Below are 16506 nucleotides of genomic sequence, written 5' to 3' on the forward strand. Positions count from 1 at the left end.
CGATGAAGTTGATTTCCTTGGTTGCGTCTGCAGCCCTTTCCCTTGGTTTGTCCCTTTCCGCGCATGCCGCCGATGTCACCGTGGCCATTGGTCAAACAGGTGATTCGACGATGGTTTACCGCTTGGGTACTCAGTTCGATTTCGGCACCAGTTGGTGGCAGAGCGACGTCGGTCGTCTGACCGGCTACTGGGATGCGGGTTACACGTACTGGGATGGTGATAAAACCTCCAGCAACCACAGTGTGTCGTTCGCCCCGGTGTTCGTTTACGAGTTCGCCGGCGAAAACGTTCGCCCGTATGTAGAAGCCGGTATCGGCGTGGCGCTGTTCGCCAACACCGAACTTGAAACCAACGACCTCGGTTCCTCTTTCCAATCCGAAGACCGCCTGGGCTTTGGCCTGCGCTTCGCCGGCCAGGAAGTGGGCCTGCGCGCCATTCACTATTCGAACGCCGGCATCAGCCAGCCGAACGATGGTGTAGAGGCGTACACCGTGCACTACCGCGTCGCCTTCTAAGGCCACGCTGCAGGCATAAAAAAAGCCCGGCTCTTGGCCGGGCTTTTTCGTTTCTGCGCCTTCGTGAATAAAGGCAGCGCTTGAGCTTATTTGCCGTAAACCGGCAGCTTGGCGCAGATGGCTTTGACCTTCTCACGCACGGCGTCGATCACCACTTCGTTGTTCAGGTCCGCCAGGATGTCGCAGATCCAGCCGGCCAACTCGCGGCATTCTGCTTCCTTGAAGCCACGGGTGGTGACGGCCGGGGTCCCGAAGCGCAGACCGGAGGTCACGAACGGCGAGCGTGGATCGTTAGGCACCGAGTTCTTGTTCACGGTGATAAAGGCTTTGCCCAGAGCGGCATCGGCGTCTTTACCGGAAATGTCCTGCTTGATCAGCGACAGCAAGAACAGGTGGTTTTCAGTGCCGCCAGACACCACGTCAAAACCGCGCTCGATAAACACGCCGGCCATGGCTTTGGCGTTTTTCACCACTTGCTGCTGGTAGGTTTTGAATTCCGGTTGCAGCGCTTCTTTGAAGCAGATCGCTTTGGCGGCGATCACGTGCTCCAGCGGGCCGCCTTGGCCGCCCGGGAATACGGCGGAGTTCAGCTTCTTCTCGATTTCGGCGTTGGCCTTGGCCAGGATCAAGCCGCCACGTGGGCCGCGCAGGGTTTTGTGCGTCGTGGTGGTGACCACGTCAGCGAACGGCACCGGGTTGGGGTAAACGCCAGCGGCAACCAGGCCGGCGACGTGGGCCATGTCCACGAACAGGTAGGCGCCCACTTTGTCTGCGATGGCGCGGAAGCGAGCGAAGTCGAGAATTTGCGAGTAAGCCGAGAAGCCGGCCACGATCATTTTTGGCTTGTGCTCAACGGCCAGGCGCTCGACTTCGTCGTAGTCGATCAAGCCGTTGCCGTCGATGCCGTACTGCACGGCGTTGTAGAGCTTGCCCGACGAGCTAACCGACGCACCGTGGGTCAGGTGGCCGCCGTGGGCCAGGCTCATGCCCAGAATGGTGTCGCCTGCATTGAGCAGGGCCAGGTACACGGCGCTGTTGGCCTGCGAACCCGCGTGCGGTTGCACGTTGGCGTAGTCGGCGCCGAACAGCTCCTTGGCGCGGTCGATAGCCAGTTGCTCAACGATATCCACGTACTCGCAGCCACCGTAGTAACGCTTGCCCGGATAGCCTTCGGCGTACTTGTTGGTCAGCACCGAACCTTGCGCTTCCATCACCGCCGGGCTGGTGTAGTTCTCCGAGGCGATCAGCTCGATGTGCTCTTCCTGGCGCTGAGCTTCTTGCTCCATGGCGGCAAAAAGTTCGGCGTCGTAGGTGGCGATAGTCGTGGAACGGCTAAACATGGCGGACTCCTGTAAAGGTCATTAACGATCTTCCGGTCGTCGGCCAAACTGCCTGACCTTAGCCCAGCAGCGGTTGTGCTGGCCCGAAGATTGGAAGCGGGCGATTCTACCGGAAACGTCGGAAACAGGCACATGACGGTCGGTCATGTGCCCGACAAGTGCGGCTCATTGTGCTTTCAAATTTTCGGGCAAGCCCGCAGCAGACCTTTAGCTCAGCATAAACAGTGCGTTGCCGCTGAACTGTGCCGCCAGTTGGTGGGCGGTCATGGGCTTGCCGAGCAGGTAGCCCTGCACTTCGTCGCAGCCATGCTCGCGCAGGAAGTCGAGCTGTTCCTGGGTTTCGACGCCTTCGGCGATCACCGCGAGGTTGAGGCTGTGGGCCATGGCGATAATGGCGCGGGCAATTTGCGCGTCCTGCTCGCCGCTGGGCAGGCCATCGACAAAACTGCGGTCGATTTTCAGCACGTCGATGGGGAACTGCTTGAGGTAATTGAGCGAGGAATAACCGGTGCCGAAGTCGTCCACGGCAATGCTCAGCCCCAGCTGCTTGAAGCCCACCAGCACCTGCATGGTTTCTTCCACGTCGCGCATCAGAATGCTTTCGGTCAGCTCCAACTCCAGGCAGCTCGGGCTCAAGCCACTGGTTTTCAGAATGTGCGCGATGCGTTGGCCGAGCTGGCCTTCGGCGAATTGCCGGGCCGACAGGTTGACCGACACTTTCGGCACCTTCACGCCCTGTGCATGCCAGGCGTTCATTTGTCGGCAGGCTTCCACCAACACCCAGTCGCCCACGTCGACCACCAGGCCCAGTTCTTCGAGCACCGGAATAAATTCATTCGGCGCCACCAGGCCGCGGTGCGGATGCTGCCAGCGCAACAACGCTTCCGCGCCAATAAGCCGTTGGCCGTTGGCGCTGAATTGCGGCTGGTAATAGAGCACGAATTGCTGCTGATCAAGGGCGTGGCGCAGGTCGCTTTCCAGTTCCAGGCGTTCCAGCGCCGTGGCGTTCATGGCGGCCTGATAAAACTGGAAGTTGTTTTTGCCGCGCTCTTTGGCGTGGTACATGGCGGTGTCGGCATTCTTCATCAATTGGCTCAGCTCGTCGCCGTCTTGCGGGCTGAGGGCAATGCCGATACTGGCGGTGACGAAAAACTCGCGCCCTTCAAGAATGAACGGCTGCGACAGGCTGGCCAAAATCTGTTCGGCCACGTGAATGGCGCGGGTGAGGGCGCCGTCGCGGGTGTCGCGTGCGCGCAGCAGCAAGGTGAATTCGTCACCGCCCATACGCGCGACGGTGTCCTCGACCTCCACGCAGGCGGCCAGACGCTGCGCCACGTCTTTGAGCATACGGTCGCCGGCGGCGTGGCCGAGCGAGTCGTTGATGGGCTTGAAGCGGTCGAGGTCGAGGAACATCAGCACCACCCACTCCAGATGCCGCTCGGCATGCTGCAAGGCGGTGTGCAGACGGTCCTGGAACAGCGTGCGGTTGGGCAGGTTGGTCAGCGCGTCGTAATACGCCAGGCGGTGAATGCGTTGCTCGCTGGCTTTACGTTCACTGATATCGCTAAAGAAGCTGACGTAGCTGACCAGGTCGCCTTCATCGTCGTGCACCGCCGTAATGCCCACCCAGGCCGGGAAGTTTTCCTGATTGCGACGTTTGAGCCACACCTCGCCTTCCCAACTGCCGTTCTGCCCGAGCTGACTGAGGATGTACGCCTGGTGGCTGGTCTGTTGCCCATCGGCCATCAACATGCCCGGCTGTTGGTCGAGCACCTGAGCGCTGGTGTAGCCGCTGACCCGACAAAACGCTTCGTTGACCTGCACGATATAGCCGGCCGGGTCGGTGACCAGAATGGCTGCCGTGGAGTGTTCGAACACCGTGGCAGCCATGCGCAAATCTTTCTCGGCGCGGCGCTGCTGGCTGATATTGCGACCCACGCCGAGCATGCCTTCGAAGCGGCCGTCCTGGTCCCACATCAAGGTCAGGCGCATTTCGGTGGGCAGTTTGTGGCCGTCGGCGCGCACGCAATCGACCATAAACAACCGCGTCGCCAATTGCTGACGCAGGTCGCGCAGGCGCTGCGGGTCGCTTAATGCCGCGCGCACCCGCAGCAGCAACTGGTCGACATCGGCCAGCTGGCGCGGGTTGGCCGCCAGCGGGTGGAAGCCGTTGCTGATAATCCATTCCGGCGTATAGCCGAACATGGCCAGCGCCGATGGGCTGACGTAGTCGAGCTGCAGGTTGTTGTCGGTGGTGAAGATAACGTCGCTGATGTTCTCGGCCAGTAAGCGATAACGTCGCTCGTTGTTGCGCATCAGCTCGCTGGCTTCGATCTGATCGGTGACATCTTTGGCCACTCCGATCAGGCGATGCACGCGACCCTCGGGTGTGCGGCTCAGGGCTTGTTCGCGAATATCGAACCAATGCCAACTGCCGTCGCGGTGGCGCCAGCGCAGGTGGCATTGCAGCAAGTGACCGTCGCCCACCACCTGTTGCAGGCTGCGCATGCGCGCGTATTGCTCGGCGTCGTCAGGGTGCAACACCACTTCCCAGAAATGCCCCGGCATTTCGCGCAGCTCTTTGCCGCTGTAGCCCAACTGCTGGCCGAGGCGGTTATTGCTGAACAGAACGCGGCGGTCAGTCATGTCGTGCACGTACAACGTATCGGGCACAGCGCGCGCCACATCCGACCAGAAACGTTCGCGCTCAATCAGCGACAGCTCGATGCGTTTGCGCGCGGTGATGTCGCTCATGCTCACCGTCACCGCATGGAAATCATCGTTCTGCTCGGGCAGACGCAGCACCAACCACAGATGACGCTCGTGGCCTTGCGGCGTAAGAATCTGGCTTTCCATCTCGATTTGCCGCTGCTTGCTCAGCACCGCGCCAATCAATTGGTAGCGCACGTTCTCCGGCACGATGGGGCCCACATCTACCAAGTGATCCCACAGCTCGCGCGTGGACTCGACGCCCAGGAGTTGCTGCGCCACTTGGTTGAGTTCGGTGATATGCAGGTGCTGAATCAGCTCCTCGTGCAAATGAGGGTAGGTCTGCAGCCAGTGGTCGAACTCGCTCAGGCTGTTGATGTTGTGAATGTGCAGATAGGTGCGCAGATCGGCCAGGTCGAGCACGCAGTGGGCCACGCCGCTGCCTTCGAAAATGTCCTGATAACGGCGGCGCGTGTCTTCAAGAATGTGCAGCGCCATCTGCTGCTCGGTGGCATCGCGCAGCACCCACACGTGCCCTGGCTGGCTGTGTTCCTCGCCGTCTTTGAACAGGCTGCGGGTGATGCTGAACACGCGCACCTGGTCGTGCTGCTCCAGCTCAATCCACTCGGGGTTGCCGTCCTCGAACTGCTCAGCGTCTGTCAATAACGCCGGGTCCAGCCCTGGCAGCAGATCGAGCAAATGCCGGCCGCGCGCTTCATACGTTTTCATGCCAAACAGCACGGCCGCTTGTGGGTTCAGGTAGCGCACATGGCCGGTCACGTCCGTCACCACTACGCGTTCTTCAATGGCGCCAAGCGCGGTCGCGGCGTCGCGCAGCTCACGCCGCGAGGCGGTGGTCATTTCCCGCAAGCGCCGCTGTTCGCGCAGCAACCGCACCAGCGCCAGCAAGGCCAGGAAGGCGCACGCCATAAACAGCAGGAACTTGCCGGTGATCGCCGACAATTGTTCCGACCAGCCGAGCTGGCGGTCGAACAGGCTGCGCACCATCAAGTCGGTGCCGGGCAAGGGAACCAGATGCACGGAATCGGCTATTTGCAGCGGGCCAGTCAGCTGCGTACCGCCGCCGCTGGGGATAGGGTGTTCCGCCACGACGCGGTGGCTTTGATGGTCGATCAGCTGCCAGCGGTGCTCGCCGGTGTACAGCTCGCCCAACGTACGGCGTACTTGCTCCAAGCCAATACGAACCACCCAGTCGCCGGAGTCGTCAGCCTTGTGCAAATAGGCGTAGATCATTCCCTCGCCAACCGGGCTGAACACGTATTGATAGGACTGGCCCTGATTGCGCTGGTGCAGAGCGGCAATGAACGCCGCGTCGGTGGCATTGGGCTGAGTATCTGCCAGCGAACGCCCGTCGGCGTCCAACCAGACGATGCTCTGTAACGACGGAAAGATGGCCCGCAGGTTGTCCAACAACTCACCGGTTTGCTCGGGGGCAGGCGGCTGTGCGGCGGTCTGGCTCAGCAACGCGAGGGCAGCGTCGGCGCGCAGTTTAATGTTCAGCCCAATGTGCTCAGCCAACTGCTGGCTGTACTCATGCTCACGCTTTTCACGGTTGTCGGTGCTCTGTTGCACCTCGTGATACAGCTGCCAGAACAGCAGACCCAGCATCAACACAACGAGCGCCACCAATGCGCCCTTTACCGAATTCGGCAAGGAAGCGGCGAGTGGATCGCCGGGGACGCGCTTATGGGTGAGAGATCGAGGCACTGGCGAAAATCCTGCGCTGACGGCTACTACAGATGTAGCAGGTTAACGGCTGCCAACGGCGGCAGGTCGTCCAAAACGGCTAAGAATGCCTACATGTGTGGCAAAGTGCCAGCTATGCCGACGAGTGCCGGTTTGCCCTGTTCGGCACATTACGGTAGCTTTGCGGCACACGCGTGAGCCCGCTCGACCGGTTGCCTTGCAGGCACTTGGCTCTGCGCCCAAGCGATGACTAGGCTGACCTACTTATCGCTGCGCATAAGCCCTTCGGCTTGTGCCTCCCCTTATCAAGACACCTCTCATAGAAGCTGGGTTCCTCATGGCTCAATACGTCTACACCATGCATCGGCTGGGCAAAGTAGTGCCGCCGAAGCGGGAAATTCTTAAGAATATTTCTCTCTCTTTCTTCCCCGGCGCCAAAATCGGCGTGCTCGGCCTCAACGGTTCGGGTAAGTCCACGCTGCTAAAAATCATGGCGGGCGTCGACACCGAATTTAACGGCGAAGCCCGCGCGATGCCGGACCTGAACATTGGCTACCCGCCGCAAGAGCCGCAGCTGGACCCAGAAAAAACCGTCCGCGAAGTCGTCGAAGAAGCCGTGAGCGTGATCAAAAACGCCCAAGCGCGCCTCGACGAGGTATACGCCGCTTACGCCGAGCCAGACGCCGACTTCGACGCCCTTGCCGCGGAACAAGGCAAGCTGGAAGCCATTCTGCAAGCCTCCGACGGCCACAACCTCGAGCGTCAGCTGGAAGTGGCTGCCGACGCCTTGCGTCTGCCGGCCTGGGACGCAAAAGTCGTTCATCTCTCCGGTGGTGAGAAACGTCGCGTCGCCCTGTGCCGCTTGCTGCTGTCCGCGCCGGACATGCTGCTGCTCGACGAACCGACCAACCACCTGGACGCCGACTCGGTGGCTTGGCTGGAGCACTTCCTCCACGACTTCCCTGGCACCGTGGTTGCGATCACGCACGACCGTTACTTCCTCGACAACGTCGCCGGCTGGATTCTGGAACTCGACCGCGGCGCCGGCATTCCGTACGAAGGCAACTATTCCGGCTGGCTGGAGGCTAAGTCCGACCGCTTGGCGCAAGAGTCCAAGCAGCAGTCGGCTCATGAAAAGGCCATGAAAGAAGAACTGGAGTGGGTGCGCAAAGGCGCCAAAGCCCGCCAGTCGAAATCCAAGGCCCGTCTGCAACGCTTCGAAGAAATGCAATCGCAGGAATTCCAGAAGCGCAGCGAAACCAACGAAATCTACATCCCCGCTGGCCCGCGCCTGGGCGACAAGGTCATCGACTTCGTCAACGTCAGCAAAGGCTACGGCGACCGCGCGCTGATCGACAACCTGTCGTTCAGCATGCCCAAAGGCGCCATCGTCGGCGTGATCGGTGGTAACGGTGCCGGTAAGTCGACCCTGTTCCGCATGCTCATGGGCAAGGAAACGCCGGATTCGGGCAGCATCGAAGTAGGCGAAACCGTGAAGCTGGCCTGCGTCGACCAGAGCCGCGACGACCTCGACGGCAACAAAACCGTGTGGGAAATGGTTTCCGACGGCTCCGGACATGATCAAGATCGGCAACTACGAAGTACCGTCGCGTACCTATGTGGGTCGCTTCAACTTCAAAGGCGGCGACCAGCAGAAGTTCGTCAAAGACCTTTCCGGTGGTGAGCGTGGCCGCTTGCATCTGGCGTTGACGCTCAAAGAGGGCGCCAACGTGCTGCTGCTCGACGAACCGTCCAACGACCTCGACGTGGAAACCCTGCGTTCGCTGGAAGAGGCACTGCTCGACTTCCCGGCGCTGCCATTGTGATCTCTCACGATCGGTGGTTCCTGGACCGCGTAGCGACTCACATCCTCGCGTACGAAGACGACTCGCAAGCGGTGTTCTTCGAAGGCAACTACACCGAATACGAAGCCGACCGCAAAAACGCCTCGGCGACGCAGCCGCCCAGCCGCATCGGGTACGGCACAAGAAACTGGCGCAGTAAGCGTTGGGTTGAACAAAAAAACGGAGCCGCGAGGGCTCCCTTTTTAATGTAGGAGCGACCTTGGTCGCGAACCCTGGAAACGGCGATACAGGGGGCAGGTCGCAAAACCATGACGCACATCCAACTCTGGAGATCTGCTCATCGGTCTGCCGCAAACAGCTTCGGGCCTTGGATATACTTCGCACTTATCTAAGCGGCCGGATCGATTGTGCGCGGTTGCTGTCAGAAGCGGTTACGTGCCGCCTGGCGCGATACAGAGGGATCTACACATGAGTCGCATCGCAGCCTCTATGGCAATGCTTCTATTGGGACTATTGGTACAGGGACACGCAATGGCATTTTCCAAGACGCTGTATTTGTTTTCCGAGGTCAACGGCATCGTTCTGCTTGATGGCAAACCCGTGCAAGGGGTTGAAGTGACGCAGGAGTACGACTGGCACTGGAAGGACGAAAAAGGCAGCAAGGTCGCCGTCACCGACGCCGAAGGGCGTTTCCACTTTCCGGTTATTACCGGCAAATCGCTAACCGCCGGCTTGCCGCATCAGCCGGTCATCGAGCAGAAGATGCGCCTGTCTTATCAGGGCAAGGACTACAAAGGCTGGTTGCACGGTAAGGACAACTACGACGAAAACGGCGAACTCAAAGGGCAGCCACTGAATCTGGTGTGCGACCTCAATGATGAGCCAGTCGGCCATCCGGAAATTCGCAGTTTCGGTATTTGCGTGCCGCAAAAATAATCACGGCATTAGTAGCTCGGCTATTAGTGACTTCATTGTTTCAGAGCCAGAAGGGAATCAGGTTTGAGTTCTTTATCTCCTAAACAAGCAGCCAGCGTCGCCTTCCACGTGTATTACGCCAAAGGCATGGGGTCGACGGAAACCCTGCAGGATTACGCCTCGGCCGAGGGCTTGGGCGGCCTGTTCGATTTCAAGAATGCGCAGCAGTCTGCCGGCACCAGTGGCGCGATCATTCGCAAGACCACCGGTTTCACCTATGGCGTTGAAGGCTTGGGCACACGACAAGGCGAAGTGCTGCTGGGCTTTCGCGGTACCGACATCACTCAGGATTGGCTCACCGATGCCAACTGCGGCCTGCAACAGGGCCCAAGCGCCTGGCCGGTGCACGCCGGTTTCAACGAAACCTTCAAATCGTTTCGCGATGACCTCGACCGCTTTATGCGCGGGCGCAAGCCAAGCACCATTCACTGCGTAGGGCACAGCCTGGGCGGCGCGCTCGCCTCATTGGCGGCGGATCACCTCAGTCAGGCCGGCATTGGCAACGTCAGGCTGTACACCTTCGGCGCGCCACGCGTGGGCGTAGCTGGTTTTGCCCGTAACCTGACGAGCAAGTTGGGTTCGGAAAATATCCATCGCGTGTACCACTTGGCCGATCCGGTCAGCATGATTCCCATCTTCCCCTTCGCCCACGCGCCCGATGACGGTCCCGTGTGTCAGCTTCCGTGGGGCAGCTCGTTTTCGTTCGACGCGCACAAAATGCGGCAACTACCGCACCACCATTGGCGATGCGACCTGGAGCGGGCTGCGCCGCGTGCAGCAAACGACCCTGGAACGCGATGTGCAGGCTTGGTTGAAAAACGCCAACGGCAGCGTGCTGATGCTGTCGGCGACGTCGCTGATGATGATTTCCCAGGCCATGCAGTACGTGATCGGCAAGGCGCTCGGTGTGGTCGCCGGCACGGCAATTACCGGGACCATGACGGTGCTCGACCAGATTGCTGGGCTATTGGTTACGGGCGCCAATGCGTGCGCGGCCATTGGCGATTCGCTGAACAGCCTGATCGTGCAGATATTCCGTTTCCTCGGCCGGCCCTTGCCGTCTGCGGCCAACCTGACCGTGGCGTTTTTGCGTTGGGTGCTGGAGCTGCTGAGCACGACCGTGCTTAACCTGGCCCGCCGCGCCATCGACGTGGGTATGCGCCTGTAACAACAGGCGTTAGTGGGAGCGCATCGCCTTGGCCATGGCTTGGTCGGTGTCGTGCTCCCACTTCTCGTCGCGGTCGCTGTTGCGATGCTCCTCATACGCACGCAACTGCGCGCTCTCGGCTTCGGCCTGGCACTGGCGGAAACCATCGGTCCAGCCTTCCGCGTACTGCGCGCTTTTCAGGTAGCGCGGCACGTCTTTTTTAAAGCCACCACTGATAGCGCCCGCCGCTTGACGACCACTGCCGCAGCCGTCGGAATATCCGGCGGCGAACGGCTCGGGGTAGCCCTGGCCGACTAAATAGTCGTAGCTGCTTTGGCAGGCACCGAGCAGCGCCAGAATGGGGATTACCAACAGGAACGGGCGCACGGGAACTCTCCTCAACGGGTAGGGCGAGTGTGCGCGGGGTTCTGTGAGAAAAACGTCAAAACGGCGTAAAGCTTGTGTGGAAGCGGGGGCGCCGTTGGCTTCGCTGGCTCACCGAGCGCGGACCGACCCAACCTACGGATCAGTCGTAGGTTGGGTCGGTCCGCGCTCGGTGAGCGAAGCGAAGCCCAACAAGCGTCAGCCGCCACGCTCAATAGTGGTACCACTTCACTTCCAGGCTCACTTCGTTCTCAGGCGAGGCGAGCTGGCTGAATTCGCGTTTGGCCGATAAGCGCAGGCCCAAATTCGTCGATATTTCCCATTGCTGATTAAGGCTCAGGCTGCGCCGCACCTCGCCATTGGCGAAGTAGTCCCCGCGTGCTTCCACGCTCAGGTTGCCCACCGGGTTGTTCCACAGCAGCCCGGTATTAAAGCCGGCGGCCGGTGACACGAAGGCAGCAAAATCACTGTTGTGCTCGATGCGCACGGTGCCGAGGGCAAAGCCCAGCGTGTCGTCGGTTAACGCCCAGGTGCCGCCCACGCCACCGTTGAGGTGGGTGGACCAGGCGCTCGTCGCCGTCTTCTCCCAGCACCCGCTCAAGCCCGCTCGCCACTTGCCAGGACCACGGCTGCAAAAGCTCGTTGCGCGGCGTCAGCGAGCGGATGTTAGCCAGGTCGAGCCGTTGCAGCTGCCAATGGTTGCCTTCGTACTGGCGCAGTTTGAGTTGCAGAATTTCGATTTGCGCGCCAAGGGGAAATCCATAGAGGTTGTCGTTGAGGTCGTGATAGGCCATGCGCAAGCCGTATTCGGCGAACGCGCGGTCGTCACGGCTGCCGGCGCCCAATTGCCAGGTTCGCGACTCGTGGCCCTGCTCCGGCAAGCCGGGACGGTCGACCGTCAGCGGCGGCGGCGGGTTGCGGTTGATGCTTTTCAACAAGGCATAGCTGCGTTGAGCACTGCCGCTGTCTCGCTCGCCGCTAGCGCTGCGGTAGCGTTGCAGGCGAAAGGCGGCGTCCTGAATCAAGGCCTGGCGATCAATGGCCAGCTGCATGAATGCCGGGCTTTGCAGCTGCGCCGGGTCATCGGCCACTTTCAGGGCCCAGTGTTGTTCGTCGCTACTCAGCGGCTTGGCGCGCTCCAGCAATTCACGCTCTCGCGAAGGGCGATAGTCGATGCTGTTAACTAGGCCGGCGTTTTTTACCGCTCGCACGGTGTCGGTCGGAATGGCGGTGATCGGGAATTGCTCGGTCAGCTCCAGCCCAGGGCGGGCGATTTCCAGCAGTTCGAGCAAGCGGAAGGAGCAGTTTTCGTCGAAGAAAAAGTAGTCGAAGCGGATCTGTTTGAGCTCCCACACATGCTCGACCATGCGCGCGGTTTCGGTGGGCGTCAGGTTCAGCCGGTATTCCCATAAATCACGGTTTTCCAGGCTGCGGTATTCGGCGAGTTTCTCCCGGTAGGGCACCAGCGCGAACAGGCCGGGGTAGCCGCCCATCAGGCCCTTCCAGGCATAGAGAATGCTGTTGTCCATGCCCTCGATAAACGCGCCGAAGTTCAGGGCGTAACTGAGCAGGGCAGTGTTGTCGCTGTCGATGTCGGCCTGGTCGATCCGCAGCAAGGTGTGGCCGAACATGGACGACGGGCTGTTGAGGTACGCCGCCGGAAAAATCAACACAGCGCTGTGCGGGGCGACGTCTTTGAACCAGGCGTTAAATTCGCTGCAATTGGGCGTCGGCAGGTCGTTGAGCTGCAACTGCTCGCGCAGCCACCGGGTGCGTGCCGGGTACACGCACTGCGCATGTTTATCGCCGTTGTCGGGCGCGGCGTAAACAGCCGCCAGGGTGGCGGCCAGCTCGGCGTCCGGGTGGCTCTCGCCGTTGGGCGCGAGGAAGAAATGCGGGTCATCCACATAGCTGCGCCAGCCGCCGAGCTTGCCGGTTTCATAGTGGTTGAGCGCAATCCAGTACGGATCGTTCGCCAGCGTTTGCAGGCGCTGCTGGCGTCAGCGTCGGGGCGGCATGGGCCAGACCTGCGAGGCTTAACGCCAGAGCGAATAAAGTCCGTTTCAAGGTGGTTGTTCTTCTTCTAACGCGGTGCACGGAGCTTTGTAGGGCGGGGCGTTGGTGTCAAGGAAGAACGCCTTGCCAGACAGAATCGGGCGGCGCCAGAATGGCCGCGAACGATGACTGCCCATCTGAACTAAGGATTTTCGATGCCTGATCCCGTTGCCAATGGCTTGCGCTTGGCGCCCGACGCGCTAACCCGTCCCTTCGATGCTAGTCAGTTCAAATTCACCATCACCGACGATCTGGAACCGTTTCGCGGCGTACTCGGCCAGGAACGCGCGGTAGAAGCATTGCAGTTCGGTGTGGCCATGCCGCGCCCCGGTTACAACGTATTTGTTATGGGCGAGCCGGGCACCGGCCGCTTCTCCTTTGTTAAGCGTTACCTCAAGGCTGAAGGCAAGCGTTTGGAAACGCCGTCGGACTGGGTGTACGTCAACCACTTCGATGAAACCCGCGAGCCCCGCGCGCTTGAATTGCCGCCAGGCACCGCCACGGCGTTCATCGCCGATATCGAAGGCCTGATCGACAACCTGATGGCCACCTTTCCGGCCGTGTTTGAGCACCCGGCCTACCAGCAAAAAGAGCGCCATCGACCGCGCCTTCAATCAGCGCTACGACCGTGCGTTGGATGTGATTGAGCGGCTGTCGCTGGAAAAAGAAATCGCCCTGTACCGCGACAGCACCAATATCGCCTTCACCCCAATGAAGGAAGGCAAGGCGCTGGACGAGGCCGAGTTTGCGCAACTGCCTGAAGCCGAACGCGAGCGTTATCACGCCGACATTTCGGCGTTGGAAGAGCGCCTGAACGAAGAGCTGGCCAGTCTGCCGCAGTGGAAGCGTGAGTCGAGCAACCAACTGCGCCAGCTCAATGAAGAAACCATCACCTTGGGCCTGCAGCCGTTGCTGGGGCCGCTGTCGGAGAAGTACGCGGAAAACGCCGGTGTCTGCGCCTATTTGCAAGCAGTGCAAGTCAACCTGCTGAAGACCGTGGTCGAGCAGTTGGTGGATGTGGATAAAGTCGACGCCGAGGCGCGCAAATTCCTGCAAGAGCAGTACCGCCCGAGCCTGGTGGTCGGCCATCACGCCAGCGGCGGCGCGCCGGTAGTGTTCGAGTCGCACCCCACCTACGACAACCTGTTTGGCCGCATCGAATACAGCACCGACCAAGGTGCGCTCTACACCAGCTATCGCCAGTTGCGCCCAGGCGCTTTGCACCGGGCCAACGGCGGTTTTCTGGTGCTGGAAGCCGAAAAGATGCTCGGTGAGCCGTTTGTGTGGGACGTGCTCAAGCGCGCCCTGCATGCGCGCAAATTGAAAATGGAATCGCCGCTCGGTGAACTGGGCCGCCTGGCCACCGTGACGCTGACGCCGCAAGTGATTCCGCTGCACATCAAAGTGGTGATCATCGGCTCCCGCCAGCTGTACTACGCCCTGCAAGACCACGACCCGGACTTCCAAGAGATGTTTCGCGTACTGGTGGATTTCGACGAAGACATTCCCCTGCACGACGACAGCCTCGAGCAGTTTGCCCAGCTGTTGAAAACCCGCACCTCGGAGGAGGGTATGGCGCCGCTGACCGCCGATGCGGTGGCGCGCTTGGCGACCTACAGCGCGCGCCTGGCCGAGCATCAGGGGCGGCTATCGGCGCGCATTGGCGACTTGTTCCAGTTGGTTAGCGAGGCAGACTTTATCCGCCAGCTCGCCAACGACACGGTCACCGACGCCGGCCATATCGAGCGCGCGCTGAAAGCCAGAGCCACGCGCACCGGGCGCGTCTCGGCGCGGATTCTCGATGACATGTTGGCGGGCATCATTCTGATCGACACCGCCGGCGCGGCCGTCGGCAAGTGCAACGGCCTCACCGTGCTGGAAGTGGGCGACTCGGCCTTTGGTGTGCCGGCGCGTATTTCGGCCACGGTGTATCCGGGCAACAGCGGGATTGTCGACATCGAGCGCGAGGTCAATCTCGGTCAGCCGATTCACTCCAAGGGCGTGATGATTCTCACCGGCTACCTCGGCAGCCGCTACGCCCAGGAATTCCCCCTGGCCATTTCCGCGAGCATCGCGCTGGAGCAGTCGGTACGGTTACGTGGACGGCGACAGCGCCTCGCTGGGCGAGGTGTGCACCTTAATTTCCGCGTTGTCGCGCACGCCGCTCAAGCAGTGCTATGCGATCACCGGCTCCATCAACCAGTTCGGCGAAGTGCAGGCGGTCGGCGGCGTTAACGAGAAAATCGAAGGCTTCTTCCGGCTCTGTGAAGCGCGCGGGCTGACGGGCGAGCAGGGCGCGATCATTCCGCACGCCAACGTGGCCACGTTGATGCTCGACGAACGCGTGCTGCAAGCCGTGCGTGCTGGGCTGTTCAACGTGTACGCCGTTCGGCAGGTGGACGAGGCGCTGGGGCTCTTAGTTGGCGAGGCAGTGGGCGTGGCAGACGAGAACGGCGAGTTCCCCGAAGGCAGCGTGAATGCGCGGGTAGTGGAGCGCTTGCGTGAAATTGCGGAAATGGGGCTCGAAGAAGAGGAGGAGAAGAGCGTCGAAGCGGAAGCAGCCGCTGTGTTGACCGGCAAAGCGGGGTCAAAAGCCGACGTCAAATGATCGAATGATCGCCCGATGGCTGGTCAGTCATTGAGCAGTTCGAGCCCGGCCACAGCGGATGGTGGCTGGGCCGGCTTCCCCACGGTCCATCCACAGAGTTATCCACAAGTGGCGGGGATAACCCGCAGGCTTCCCTGAACCGCCGGGCCAGGTGTAGTCTGACCCCACACCACAAGAGGGCCGCCGTGATGCCGCGCCGCCTCTGCCTCACCCGTCATTGTCTTGGCCTGATCACCCGTATCGAATGCGTGATCCGCCCGCTGGCAGGCGAAAACGGGCTGTGGGTTCTCATTTGCGGTGCTGGAATGGCCGCCTCCCAACCTTCTGCGATTAAAACGCAAGGCCCATTCCACGGGCCCTACGTGGCTGAAGAGGTGCTCGCAGTAATTGCCGCAAACCTCGCCGAGCTCGGTTACAGCGAGAGCGATGAACCGGCTATCTGGTGCCTGCATTTACAAGCCGAATTACGCCGTGTGAATGCTGACCGTGGCCGCCACTTGGGCGATTACCAAGTCGGGCCGGAAACTTAGAGAGTCATCTTTGCTCAGCTTTTGAGCGTTCCCGTAGGAGCCCGACGTGGCGCTTGCTGGAGCCGTCTATCCGAAGGCCGTCCACAATGTTATCCACAGAACGTGTAGATAAGATTCGGCCGTTCAATTCCGTTACTTTTTGCGCTCGGTTCGCACCTTGTCTCGTCAGGTGTGCTGGGTATACTCGCGCTCACTTTCGACCTGCTGTGAGCGACCATGGAACGCATTATTGAAAAACGCGATGTACGCCTCCCGTTGGCTGCTGGCGCCGATCTATTTCGGTTTGTCGCTGGGGTTGCTGGCGTTGGCGCTGAAGTTCTTCCAGGAAATTTTCCATGTTCTGCCGAATGTGTTTGCCCTGGCAGAATCCGAGCTAATTCTCGTGCTGCTGTCGTTGATCGACATGGCGCTGGTAGGCGGCTTGCTGGTGATGGTGATGATTTCGGGCTACGAGAACTTCGTTTCCCAACTCGACATTGACGAGGGCAAGGAGAAGCTCAACTGGCTGGGCAAGATGGATTCTCAGCTCGCTGAAGATGAAAGTGGCAGCCTCCATCGTGGCCATTTCCTCCATTCACCTGCTACGGGTGTTTATGGATGCCAAGAACATCGAGCCGGAATATTTGATGTGGTACGTGATCATTCACATGACCTTCGTGGTGTCAGCCTTTGCCATGGGTTACCTGGACAAGCTGACCAAGCACTGAGCGGTTCGCTGCACATCGGCCAGC

8 protein-coding genes and 5 pseudogenes are annotated in these 16506 nt (G+C 60.6%); 8 read left to right on the forward strand and 5 right to left on the reverse strand.

What is annotated here, in order from left to right; genetic code table 11:
- The first annotated feature begins 2 nt into the window (after positions 1 to 2).
- Positions 3 to 515: an acyloxyacyl hydrolase gene (locus ACZZZP_RS02805; protein ID WP_463536243.1), complete on the forward strand. Its 513-nt coding sequence runs from the start codon at positions 3 to 5 to the stop codon at positions 513 to 515.
- An 86-nt stretch (positions 516 to 601) separates the two neighbouring features.
- Here ACZZZP_RS02805 and glyA read toward each other — a convergent pair whose 3' ends face one another.
- Both glyA and ACZZZP_RS02815 read right to left on the reverse strand, forming a co-directional pair.
- Entirely contained in the window at positions 602 to 1855 is a 1254-nt protein-coding gene (glyA, locus tag ACZZZP_RS02810) for a serine hydroxymethyltransferase (RefSeq protein WP_463381733.1), read from the reverse strand.
- Positions 1856 to 2062: 207 nt separating this feature from the next.
- Positions 2063 to 6193, reverse strand: a complete 4131-nt coding sequence (locus tag ACZZZP_RS02815) for a sensor domain-containing protein (RefSeq protein WP_463384632.1) — start codon at positions 6191 to 6193, stop codon at positions 2063 to 2065.
- A gap of 415 nt (positions 6194 to 6608) precedes the next feature.
- On the opposite strand from ACZZZP_RS02815, the pseudogene ettA reads away from it, so the two are divergent.
- Together ettA and ACZZZP_RS02825 are read left to right on the forward strand one after the other, a co-directional pair.
- Positions 6609 to 8275, forward strand: a pseudogene (gene ettA / locus ACZZZP_RS02820) (energy-dependent translational throttle protein EttA).
- A 332-nt stretch (positions 8276 to 8607) separates the two neighbouring features.
- On the forward strand, positions 8608 to 9012 hold the full coding sequence (locus tag ACZZZP_RS02825; RefSeq protein ID WP_463381734.1) for a DUF6795 domain-containing protein: 405 nt from the start codon (positions 8608 to 8610) through the stop codon (positions 9010 to 9012).
- Between the two features lie 72 nt (positions 9013 to 9084).
- Here ACZZZP_RS02825 and ACZZZP_RS02830 read toward each other — a convergent pair whose 3' ends face one another.
- Positions 9085 to 9480 (reverse strand): hypothetical protein, encoded by a 396-nt coding sequence (locus tag ACZZZP_RS02830; RefSeq protein ID WP_463536991.1) that lies wholly within the window; start codon positions 9478 to 9480, stop codon positions 9085 to 9087.
- On the opposite strand from ACZZZP_RS02830, the pseudogene ACZZZP_RS02835 reads away from it, so the two are divergent.
- Together ACZZZP_RS02835 and ACZZZP_RS02840 are read left to right on the forward strand one after the other, a co-directional pair.
- A pseudogene (locus ACZZZP_RS02835) lies at positions 9367 to 9627 on the forward strand (lipase family protein); the annotation flags it as partial. The gene ACZZZP_RS02830 and the pseudogene ACZZZP_RS02835 sit on opposite strands and share 114 nt — an antisense overlap.
- A gap of 82 nt (positions 9628 to 9709) precedes the next feature.
- Positions 9710 to 10219: a hypothetical protein gene (locus ACZZZP_RS02840; protein WP_463536992.1), complete on the forward strand. Its 510-nt coding sequence runs from the start codon at positions 9710 to 9712 to the stop codon at positions 10217 to 10219.
- Positions 10220 to 10228: 9 nt separating this feature from the next.
- Here the strand turns inward: ACZZZP_RS02840 and ACZZZP_RS02845 are convergent, their stop codons facing one another.
- Both ACZZZP_RS02845 and ACZZZP_RS02850 read right to left on the reverse strand, forming a co-directional pair.
- Positions 10229 to 10585: a hypothetical protein gene (locus ACZZZP_RS02845; protein ID WP_122492963.1), complete on the reverse strand. Its 357-nt coding sequence runs from the start codon at positions 10583 to 10585 to the stop codon at positions 10229 to 10231.
- A gap of 208 nt (positions 10586 to 10793) precedes the next feature.
- Positions 10794 to 12649 (reverse strand): annotated as a pseudogene (locus ACZZZP_RS02850) (Lnb N-terminal periplasmic domain-containing protein).
- Positions 12650 to 12792: 143 nt separating this feature from the next.
- On the opposite strand from ACZZZP_RS02850, the pseudogene ACZZZP_RS02855 reads away from it, so the two are divergent.
- From ACZZZP_RS02855 to ACZZZP_RS02865, 3 genes and pseudogenes are all read left to right on the forward strand, one after another.
- Positions 12793 to 15245, forward strand: a pseudogene (locus tag ACZZZP_RS02855) (Lon protease family protein).
- Between the two features lie 188 nt (positions 15246 to 15433).
- Positions 15434 to 15775, forward strand: coding sequence for a PA4575 family protein (locus tag ACZZZP_RS02860; protein WP_463536927.1), 342 nt, complete (start codon positions 15434 to 15436; stop codon positions 15773 to 15775).
- Between the two features lie 241 nt (positions 15776 to 16016).
- Positions 16017 to 16482, forward strand: a pseudogene (locus tag ACZZZP_RS02865) (TIGR00645 family protein).
- Positions 16483 to 16506 lie beyond the last annotated feature (24 nt).

The organism is Pseudomonas sp. AC211 (genome assembly GCF_979258055.1).

Excerpts from the sequence above, each read along its gene's own strand:
- ACZZZP_RS02805 (WP_463536243.1), top strand. The coding sequence starts at position 3 with ATGAAGTTGATTTCCTTGGTTGCGTCTGCAGCCCTTTCCCTTGGTTTG.
- ACZZZP_RS02840 (WP_463536992.1), top strand. The coding sequence starts at position 9,710 with ATGACGGTCCCGTGTGTCAGCTTCCGTGGGGCAGCTCGTTTTCGTTCG.
- ACZZZP_RS02860 (WP_463536927.1), top strand. The coding sequence starts at position 15,434 with ATGCCGCGCCGCCTCTGCCTCACCCGTCATTGTCTTGGCCTGATCACC.
- ACZZZP_RS02815 (WP_463384632.1), bottom strand. The coding sequence starts at position 6,193 with ATGCTGGGTCTGCTGTTCTGGCAGCTGTATCACGAGGTGCAACAGAGC.
- ACZZZP_RS02825 (WP_463381734.1), top strand. The coding sequence starts at position 8,608 with ATGGCATTTTCCAAGACGCTGTATTTGTTTTCCGAGGTCAACGGCATC.
- glyA (WP_463381733.1), bottom strand. The coding sequence starts at position 1,855 with ATGTTTAGCCGTTCCACGACTATCGCCACCTACGACGCCGAACTTTTT.